The sequence below is a fragment of the Halofilum ochraceum genome (assembly GCF_001614315.2).
Taxonomy (GTDB): domain Bacteria; phylum Pseudomonadota; class Gammaproteobacteria; order XJ16; family Halofilaceae; genus Halofilum; species Halofilum ochraceum.
The window spans coordinates 1-9559 of the sequence record NZ_LVEG02000029.1; the positions used below are offsets into that span (position 1 = coordinate 1).

The 9559-nt window shown below is 67.3% G+C and carries 7 protein-coding genes and 1 pseudogene; 3 read left to right on the forward strand and 5 right to left on the reverse strand.

Annotated elements, in window-relative coordinates; translation table 11 throughout:
- Nucleotides 1-295: 295 nt before the first annotated feature.
- A complete protein-coding gene (locus A0W70_RS16270; protein WP_070990161.1) occupies nucleotides 296-1129 on the reverse strand; it encodes a RibD family protein in 834 nt (277 codons plus the stop codon).
- A gap of 599 nt (nucleotides 1130-1728) precedes the next feature.
- Entirely contained in the window at nucleotides 1729-2523 is a 795-nt protein-coding gene (locus A0W70_RS16275) for a creatininase family protein (RefSeq protein ID WP_070990163.1), read from the reverse strand.
- Between the two features lie 344 nt (nucleotides 2524-2867).
- Here A0W70_RS16275 and A0W70_RS16280 point away from each other — a divergent pair, with 344 nt between their 5' ends.
- Entirely contained in the window at nucleotides 2868-3623 is a 756-nt protein-coding gene (locus tag A0W70_RS16280; protein ID WP_070990165.1) for a YdcF family protein, read from the forward strand.
- A 93-nt stretch (nucleotides 3624-3716) separates the two neighbouring features.
- Here the strand turns inward: A0W70_RS16280 and A0W70_RS16285 are convergent, their stop codons facing one another.
- From A0W70_RS16285 to A0W70_RS16295, 3 genes are all read right to left on the reverse strand, one after another.
- Nucleotides 3717-5009, reverse strand: coding sequence for a type II toxin-antitoxin system HipA family toxin (locus A0W70_RS16285; RefSeq protein ID WP_070990167.1), 1293 nt, complete (start codon nucleotides 5007-5009; stop codon nucleotides 3717-3719).
- Nucleotides 4999-5244 (reverse strand): helix-turn-helix transcriptional regulator, encoded by a 246-nt coding sequence (locus tag A0W70_RS16290; RefSeq protein ID WP_070990169.1) that lies wholly within the window; start codon nucleotides 5242-5244, stop codon nucleotides 4999-5001. Before A0W70_RS16290 ends, A0W70_RS16285 begins: the two co-directional genes overlap by 11 nt.
- A 135-nt stretch (nucleotides 5245-5379) precedes the next feature.
- Nucleotides 5380-7197 (reverse strand): hypothetical protein, encoded by a 1818-nt coding sequence (locus tag A0W70_RS16295; RefSeq protein ID WP_139150922.1) that lies wholly within the window; start codon nucleotides 7195-7197, stop codon nucleotides 5380-5382.
- A gap of 468 nt (nucleotides 7198-7665) precedes the next feature.
- Here A0W70_RS16295 and A0W70_RS16300 point away from each other — a divergent pair, with 468 nt between their 5' ends.
- Both A0W70_RS16300 and A0W70_RS16305 read left to right on the forward strand, forming a co-directional pair.
- A complete protein-coding gene (locus A0W70_RS16300) occupies nucleotides 7666-8835 on the forward strand; it encodes an MraY family glycosyltransferase (RefSeq protein WP_070990173.1) in 1170 nt (389 codons plus the stop codon).
- Between the two features lie 291 nt (nucleotides 8836-9126).
- Nucleotides 9127-9559: pseudogene (locus tag A0W70_RS16305) on the forward strand (hypothetical protein); the annotation flags it as partial.

The window sequence follows — 9559 nt, forward strand, 5'->3', positions numbered from 1 at the left end:
TACATCGGCTATCCGAATTTCGTAGGCGCGTCTTCGCCGAAGGCGAATGCGCGCATGGCGGGTCTACGCGCCGCTATTCATGGGGTGCGTCGAACGCCGGCATTGCCCGGCGCACGATCGCGGTGGCCACCACGCCGCATTGCCGATGGCGGGCAAGGCCGGCCTACTTCCAGGATGAATGCTTCTGGCGGGACGCTGCGCGCGTTCGCTTCGCGAAAACGCGCCTACGGTACATCGGCTATACGGATTGCGTAGGCGCGTCTTCGCCGGAGGCGAATGCGCGCGTTACGAGCATCTACCCCGAACGCAGATCCAGATCAAACAGCACATCCTCGCCGAGCAGGAAGCGGCGCGCCGGCGGGCGCAGGGCATGGCCGATCGACGTTGCCGGCGGGAGATCGATGCCGCGGCGGCCGGCGCCGATGAGCAGGGGGGCGATGGTAACGTGCGCCCGGTCCAGCGCCCCGGCGCAGAGGAAGCGCGAGACGGTGCGCCCGCCGCCTTCGACCAGCACCCGCCGCAACCCGCGCGCCGCGAGTGCCTGAAGCAAGGTATGCGGGGCGAAAAAACCCTCGGCATCGGTCGCCAGGGCCAGGCCGTCACCTTTCACCGGACGCGCATCCTCGGCGTGCACCACGAGCGTCGGTCCGGCGCCGTCCACCAGCACATGCGCAGCCGGATCGAGGGCGCCGTTGCGGGCCAGCACCACCCGCACCGGCTGTTCGCCCTCGACCGCCCGCACGGTCAGGCGCGGATCATCCGCCGACACCGTCCCGGCACCGACGATCACCGCATCCACCAGTGCCCGCAGGCAATGCAGGTGGGCGCGGTCGGCTTCCCCGGTCACGTAACAGGAATCGCCATCCGCGGTCGCGACATAGCCGTCCAAGCTCTGGCCCATCTGCGCGACGACGAGCGACTCGCCAGGCGTCGCGCACAGCGGCAGGTAGAGATCGAACATCATCGCGGCGGCGTCGTCCGGTGAAGGCGCCGCGGACCAGGCGCCGCCTGGTGCCACCTCGAGGGAGGCATCGCCGGTGCAGACCGTGATCGCCCGGCGCTGCCCAGGGCACACCCGCAACGCCTCGCGCACCAGCGACCATGCCGTCGCCGCATCCACTCCGCTCATCGATTTCGACTCCGTCTGCGCGGCATGTCCTTCACGTTCGATCGGTCCGGGGGATTCGATGCACCCGGAATCATGCGGTTATCGGGTGTGGTGTATTGCCTGCGCTCGCGGTCCCGAAACGCGGTGCGGGTACGTTCGCGAGCAAGCTCGCTCCTACAGGAATGGGCAGGCCATGCCGCCAGGCCGTACGGGAAGTGCCCTGACCATCACAAGGATAGCGAATCACGGAAACCTGTACCGCCGTTACGACGAGGCGCCGTATCCGGCGTGGTGTATTGCCTGCGCTCCCGATCCCGAAACGGGGTGCGGGTACGTTCGCGGGCAAGCCCGCTCCTACAGGGATGGGCAGGCCGGGCGGGAAATGCCCTGACCACCACAAGGATAGCGAATCACCGGAATCGACATAGCCACAACGCAAAGGCGCCGGTAAAAGCCTCCCGGAATCGATTGTAGGAGCGAGCTTGCTCGCGATCGTACCCGCACCGATTTTCAGCGGTCGGCGCGTTGGCCAGGGACCCTCGCGCCACAGCCCATCAAACGCGCGTTCGTCTCGCGAAAACGGGCCCGCGCTCATCGGCGGGTAACGCGGGCCCGGAGGATCACCCGTCAGTGGGCCAGTCCATGGAGGCGATTTCGGTGAGGACATCGGCGATCGCCGCCCCATACCCCGTCACGAGCCGCTCACCGAGAGCGGCATCGGCCAGCCGCGGATCGCCGGCGATGCCGGAGGCGTCGAGATCACCGGCCAGCCAGGCCCAGGGCGCTTCGCCATTCGGCGCGACGCGCCCGGGGCTCGCCGTGATACCCGGTGCAGGCGCATCCACCGCCGGGAACGCCGCCCGATCCACGCGCCCGGGGTGCAGATGCAGCATCATCGCCGTCTCCACCGCCCCGCCATGGATGCCCTGCGCAAGCTCCGCCGCCGGGAGATCGACGGGGCCGATCTGCAGCCGTGGGTAATGCAGCTTCACCACGAACATCCCGTGCGCCTGCCGCAGATCCAGCGCGGCGATGTCCATCGCGGCGAGGTTGCCGCCGTGCGCGTTCAGCAGCACCAGACGCCGCACCCCGGCAGCGGCCACCCCGGCACCGATCGAGCGCAGGGTCTGCGCGAGGGTCTCCGCCGGCACGGACAGCGTGCCGGCGCGATCCGCGTGTTCCGCGCTGGCGCCGATGGCGATGGCCGGCAGGCGCAGAACCGTGACCTCAGCCGTCAGCCGTTCCAGCGCCGCGTCGAACAGGCCCTCGGCGAGGTCGGTATCCGTGGAGAGCGGCAGATGCGCCCCGTGCTGCTCGGTCGCGCCGAGCGGCAACACCGCCACCGCACCGGACAAGTCCAGTCCGGATAAAGCGTCATGGCTCAGAGTAGCCCAGTCGTAAGTCCTGACGGTCATGAAAGTGATCTTCCCGAGGCTCGTCGATTATGCGCACGATCGGATATCGATAGCGCGGTGATCCCCGCAGCGCCAGGCCGACAACCAAGGCCACTCAGCCCACCAGGCACCCGACAGCCATCACCACGCCACCATAACCTGTAGGAGCGAGCTTGCTCGCGAACGTACCCGCACTGCACCTCAATACCAAAGAGGCACCGAAAAAGCCCGTCACCCGGATCCCCGAGCCAAAAAGACCACCCATCACCCCCGCAACAAGCACCAACCCTCAACCCGCGTTATCATGCGCACCATCGTCAAAATCGGGGCCGCATGCCCCGGGCGCTGCCAAGGGAATCGGCCCCATGCTCCAGCACCTCGCGCATCCGCTCACGCTCACCCTCGCCCTGCTGGCCCTCGCCATCGTGCTGCTGTTCTTCCGTCGGCGATGGACAGCGATCTTCCTCCTCCTGATCGCCCTGGTCGGCACCTGGCTGCTGGCCACGCCGTTCGTGGCGCAGAAGCTGATGTACTCGCTCGAGCGCCAGTACAAGCCCACCGCCATCGACCGCATCCCGGACGCCGACGCCATCGTCGTGCTCGGCGGGGGCGTCAGCCCGCAGGCACCGCCTCGCATCGGGCCCAACCTCGGCCACGGCGCGGACCGGATCTGGTTCGGCGCGCAGCTCTATGCGGCCGGCAAGGCGCCGCTGATCATCACCACCGGCATGCGCCCCTACACCGACCAGGGCCAGACCGCCGCCGCGGCGGGCGCCGAGGTGCTGCAGGCGTTCGGCGTGCCGGCGGACGCCATCATCGCGCCGGGGCGCAGCCTGCGGACCTACACGGACGCGCAGATCGTCGGGGAGATCGTCGAACGCGAGGAACTCGGGCGGGTTTTGCTCATCACCTCCGCCCTGCACATGCCGCGGGCCATGGCGACCTTCCGCTCCGCGCAGGTGCGCGCCTTCCCGGCTCCGACGGACTTCGAGGTCGTGGAAAGCCCGGAGGCCGGCACCCATCCGTGGCTCCCGGGCAGCGAGGCCTTCTGGCAGACCAGCCGGGCGTTGCATGAATACGTGGGCATGGCCTGGTATCGCTGGAAGGGGTGGATCCACTGACGAGCGGGCCGCCGACACGCCGGCGATGGATGTCGTTGGGCGAGCGATTCGACCTGCACGCGTCGGGTTTCCCGGGTGGCGGGGCGCGCCCCGTCACCCGGTCAACGCGATCAACCGATCGGCATTACGCGCGATCACCTCGTCACTGATCGCGCCCAGGAGATCGACCGGCGCGCCCACCTGATCCTCTACCTCCGCCCGTGCCGATGGCGCATGCGTGGCGACGGCTGTAGCCATCTCCGTCAGCGTGCGTCGCAGTGACGGCCAGCGAACACCGGCATCCTCGGCGCCCCGCTTCCAGTACTCGGCCCGGACCAGCCACGCGGGGTCGTATTGACCGCCGATCTTCATCGCCATGTTGCCGGCATGATCGGGATACACCGCAGTCGACATCAGATCATAAAACGGCGCGAGTTCGACGCCCGCCCCGCGCAGCAGGAAAGAAAGGTTTTTGGCGTGGGCGTCGGCGTTGCCGATCAGGTAATTGAAGACCAGCCAGCGCAGCAGCGCACCACCATCCCGGACCGGCACATCCGCATGCCGCCGCACGCACTCCACGCACGCGGCAAACCCCGGACCACCCTCGTTCTCGTACTTCGCACTCGGGGGCAGCGCCATCGCCTGGCAGAAATCCTCCTGGTGGACGCGGCGAACCGAGGAGAAGCCCGCATGACCGGCTGCGTCGTCGCCCCAGACCCGATCGTAACGCGCCAGCATCAGCACCGGCCCGCCGAGGTCCACGATCCCGCTGCGCGGCACCGGCAGACCCACACGGCGGGCAAGCGCGAGGCAGAAGGCCTCATTCTCCACGGTCGCCCACGCGAAGTCCTCGTGAACCGCCATCGCCGGTTTGAGGATATGGGTCGATGCGGCCGCACCATGCGGCAGCGCATAGTCGCCGTCATGAAAAGCCACGGGCAGCTTGTTCTGCGCCCCCGCGAGTGACAGCCGGATGCCCCCATGGTCCGGGCGCACCGGCCAACGCGGCAGCTCCGCCAACAACTTCGCCAGCGTCCGGGCATCCATCGGCTCGTGGTACGGCGACGCTCCATCTCCTTCCGTATCCGCGGGGATCACGCTGACGGCCCCGGCGCAGTCACCCCCGATGGCCTCCAGCAGCCCGAACACGTTCGACTCGGAGATCCGATGCTGCCTGGCGACGTACTCGAGCACGCGCCCCTCGGGCAGCAATCCCGCAAAAAACAGGTGCGCCGGCCCGCCCTCATGGCACGCCGGGCCATCGAGCGGCATCGACAGCGAGAGCGGGGTGGCATGCGGATCCGCCTGATAGTCCGCGGCGTAGGTGAACACGAGCGTCCCGCCAGCAACGGCAAGCTGCCCGGCCCGGCGGCCTTCGAGCCAGACCTCGAGGGACTCAGCCGTCATCGGAACGACGCCGTTTCGGGCGGATCGTGATCTCAAGCCCAAGGGCATCAAGCACGGCGAGGACCTTGCCGATCCGTGCGGTCGGTTTGCCGCGTTCGAGCTCGGACAGAAACCGGGGCCCGGAACCCGCGAACCCGGCCAGTTCGGCCTGATCCACAGCGAGCGCCTTGCGCCGGGCGCGGATGGCGCGCCCCAGTTCGGCGGCGTCATGAATAACATCTTCCCGATCGGGCATATTTATGCCTTTTACGCGGCATCACCGCAGAAATTGTACCGATCGGTAATATAGCCTCTCCCAGGATTTACGGCAAACAGAATATTCCCGATCAGGAAGATATTTAAACCGTTCGGGAAGCCCCGCCCAGCCGCATCACGGCTGGACGGTCACATCGACACTCCGGCTCCCGAAATCCGACACGAAAGTCTGCCCGGGCAGCCGCACCGAGGGCGGGAGTTCCAGCGTGAAGGTCTGCGGGTTCGCCGGCTCGAGCAACCGGGGGCTCGCCGCGCCGGCTTCCGGGAAAGTCGCCACCAGGCGTGTGCCGCCGTCCGCCAGACTGAAGTGCGCAGCGCGCGCCGAATCGTCCTCGACCAGGGCCAGCTCATCGAACCGGAGGTTCTGAACCGGCGCCGAGAAATCGAAATACAGCTCCGTCCACTGCTCGCCATCGGCCTCCCGAGTAGCGGTCGTCGATGTCACCTCCACGGTATCGAGCGCCCCACTCGCGCTGATCGGGGGCCGCAGCGCCACCGTCGCGACAGCACTCCCGTCCCCGACCCGGGACTCGGTAATCGTCGCGTTGCTGGAGGGCGTATCGATATAGCCCGGCAACGCCAGCCGCGCCTGCTGGAACACGCCATTGTGCGTGAAATACGCATAGCCGCGATCCGCGATGACCGCCAGGGTATGGACCATGGGATCGTAGGCGTCGAGCTGGCTGTCATCGCAGGTCTGCCCGTAATCACGCAGATCGACGACGCACACGGTCGGATCCCCGGCATCGGTGCTCCCCCGCGACAGCAGCCAGCGCTCCGATGACGCGATGAACGGATAGGTGAAATTCGAGGCCTCATCCGCGCTCGGACTCTCACGCGGATGCCCGGGCTCGTATGGCACGCGCCCGACATCCGCAATGACCGTAGGCGTCGCCTTGGCGACCGACCAGATACGACCATCGCCCTGCTGCGCGAACACCTCACCGGAAGGACTGCGATGCAGCGCCGTGATGTGGTCGCTGCTCGTCAGGATGCGCTCGAACGCCGCATTCTCCTGGTCGAGACGAAAGAGTTCCGGGCCAGTTGACCAGAACACGGAGCGTCCGACCGAACTCGCGACTCTGTTGATCGCGCTCGGCGCATCCACCGACTCGAATTCCCCTGCCGCGGGATCAAACAGCCAGGCCCGGATCTCCTGTTCCTCGCCTTCCGGGACATCTGAATAAAACTCATCCTCGGTGAAGAAAAGCTTCCCGTTGCGCGCATACACGAGGGCCCGCGCGTTGTAGCCGCCGGGATCGCGAACGGTCGTTACCGCGCCATCGGTAGACACCTTCACGAGCCGTTGCTTCTCGGTCCCGCCCAGGCCGTACGGGCTCTGCTGGTCGAAGGCAATAAAATAACCGTTGCCGGCCTCATCAAACTTGATGAACGACTCGGAGCTGTTATCCGCCAGCTTGGCATTCGCCGTGGAGATGTAGGGATCGTACTGCTCATGCGTCATGAGGCAGGAGACGTCCTCACTGGCCTTGCTGATCCGGTACAGCGTACACCGTGGCCCCGTAAGCGCCGCGTAATCCGTAAAGTAACTGCGGTTATGCCGATCCTGGATGGCGAGGTAGATGTACTCACCGGCCGGCCCCTCGGCCACCTCGGAAATCAGCACGCTGACGTCCGTCGACAGCGGATTCTCGATCGGCTCGCCGTTGCGGTCGTACGCCAGGATGTTATTGGTCGCCGGCACGACCGCATGCGCGCTGCGCAGCAGGAACGAGAGCATGGTGTCCGGTGCCTCGGGCGTTATCCGGGTGGCCTGGCCGTCTTCGTTGACCTGGCCCGAGAGCGCGAGATAGCTGGCCCGATCGACCCCGTTCGCCTCGAGGCCGATCGCGTTGCTGCCACTGCCTTCACCCCCCGATGAGCTGCCGCTGCCGCCGCCGCCACCGCCACAGGCCGACACAACGATCGCCACCAGCACGGCACCCGCCCAACCACAGGCCCGTGCAAGCCGGCTGGCGCACATCGATCGTTCGCCCGCACGGCGATACGCAGAGCCATTTCCTGTTTTCGTGTGCATAGTTCTCCCGGGAGACATGAAGGGTCGCGCTGGTGAGCAGCGACGGGATGGCATCATCCGCAGACGGATCGTGCCCGCGCGCTATGCTCCTGACAAGCCGCCGCGATGCGACCCGCTCCCCGCAACCCCGTAGGTTGGGTCGAGCGAAGCGACACCCGACAACCCACCGTCAAAGATCCAACAACACCCGACCGATCCCCCACACCCCAATCGATGCGAGAATCCCCGCACAGCGCCCGCATCGATGCATCACCCACTCGGGTTATTACTGGCATTATCAATGCATGATACGATTCATAACGCGCGCTGAATCCGACGCGCTCAACCCATAACCCACGACCACAACAGGCCACGGCGACCACCATGGAAGGACTCACAACGGACATCGTCCAGCTCCTCACCCTCGCCGGCACGCCGCTGGTCGCGGCCGGCCTGGTCGCCGTCCTGCACGGCCCCATAACGCGCGTGGGCCTCGTCGACACCCCCGATCACCGCAAACTCCACGACGGCGCCATCCCGCTGGCCGGCGGCCCCGCGATGGCACTCGCCTTCGCCGCCATGCTGCTGGCGAGCGGCGCCTGGTCCGTGCACTACCAGGGCCTGCTCGTCGCCATGGCGCTGCTCTGCGTCACCGGCGTCGTCGACGACCGCCACGGCCTGAGCGCCGGCCTCAAGTTCGCGCTGCAGATCGGCGCCGCGCTGATCCTGATTTACTTCAACGACCTGACCATTGACCACCTCGGCGCCATCACCGGCGACGGCCGCGTCGCCCTCGGCGGCTGGAACGCGCCGTTCACGGTCCTGTGCGTGGTCGGACTGATCAACGCCATCAACATGCTCGACGGCCTCGACGGCCTCGCCGGCGGCGTGGTCGCCGTAATGCTCGGTGCGCTCGCGCTGGTCGCCCTCATCGGCGGCGCGCCCGCCGCCGCCATCGGCCCCGGCCTCATGCTCGGCGCCCTGCTCGGCTTCCTCGCCTACAACTTCCCGGGCGTGCGCGGCAAACGGCCGCGGATCTTCATGGGGGATTCCGGGAGCATGATGCTCGGCGTCGCCGTCGCCTGGTTCGCGATCGACATCACCTTCCAGCGCGGCACCGGCATCCCGCCCATGGCCATCGCCTGGATCCTCGCCCTGCCGGTGGTGGACACCGTGGTCATCATGACGCGCCGCATCCTCAAGGGCCGTCACCCCATGAGCCCGGACCGCGAGCACCTGCATCACATCATGCAGCGCGCCGGCCTGTCGCAGACCGGGACTACCTGGCTGGCGATGGGCCTGACCGCCCTGACGGGGCTCATCGGCATCGGCGCCTGGCAGCTCGGCATCGACTCGGTGTGGCTGTTCGCCAGCTTCCTGCTGCTGATCGGCCTCAACATGATCGTGGTCAACCACGCATGGCGCATCGCCCGCTGGATCCGCAGACTTCAGCCGCGGTTCCGGCAACCGCAGAACATGACGAAATCAGGGACCCACCCGGCCTCCGCCAGCACCGGCAAGAACTGCCCCAACGACCGCCGCAGGGAACACTGAATACGACGGGCCACGAGTAGCGCGCACGGACCTCGAGCAGATAGGGTTCCCCACCAGCGCGCGCACGCTTGACCGTACCCCCGACAACCTCGAACGCATCGTCTAGGACGCCTGACGCTGAGAGCAGTGACCGTACCCCTTGATTCGCCGCCCGTAGCCCCTCGTCCGGATGCAGCTCCCACGGGCCGGCGCGGCCGCCATCGGCCCCGGCCTCATGCTCGGCTTCCTCATCTACAACTTTCCGGGCGTGCGCGGGGACCGGCCGCGGTTCTTCATGGGGATTCCGAGAGCATGATGCTCGGCGTCGCCGTCGCCTGGTTCGCGATCGACATCACCTTCCAGCGCGGCACCGGCATACCGCCCATGGCCATCGCGTGGATCCTCGGCCTCCCCGTGGTGGATACCGTGGTCATCATGACGCGCCGCATCCTCAAGGGCCGCCACCCCATGAGCCCGGACCGCGAACACCTGCATCACATCATGCAGCGCGCCGGCCTGTCGCAGACCGGTACCACCTGGCTGGCGATGGGCCTGACCGCCCTGACGGGGATCATCGGCATCGGCGCCTGGCAGCTCGGCATCGGCTCGGTGTGGCTGTTCGCCAGCTTCCTGCTGCTGATCGGCCTCAACATGGTCGTGGTCAACCACGCATGGCGCATTGCGCGCTGGATCCGCCGGCTGCAGCCGCGGTTTAGGCAGCAGCCCACTACCGGCGAGACCGAGG

Bases quoted from the DNA above. Each gene is read 5' to 3' on its own strand.
- A0W70_RS16285 (WP_070990167.1), bottom strand. From the start codon at position 5,009: ATGACGGCTGAGTCCCTCGAGGTCTGGCTCGAAGGCCGCCGGGCCGGG.
- A0W70_RS16270 (WP_070990161.1), bottom strand. From the start codon at position 1,129: ATGAGCGGAGTGGATGCGGCGACGGCATGGTCGCTGGTGCGCGAGGCG.
- A0W70_RS16290 (WP_070990169.1), bottom strand. From the start codon at position 5,244: ATGCCCGATCGGGAAGATGTTATTCATGACGCCGCCGAACTGGGGCGC.
- A0W70_RS16275 (WP_070990163.1), bottom strand. From the start codon at position 2,523: ATGACCGTCAGGACTTACGACTGGGCTACTCTGAGCCATGACGCTTTA.
- A0W70_RS16280 (WP_070990165.1), top strand. From the start codon at position 2,868: ATGCTCCAGCACCTCGCGCATCCGCTCACGCTCACCCTCGCCCTGCTG.
- A0W70_RS16300 (WP_070990173.1), top strand. From the start codon at position 7,666: ATGGAAGGACTCACAACGGACATCGTCCAGCTCCTCACCCTCGCCGGC.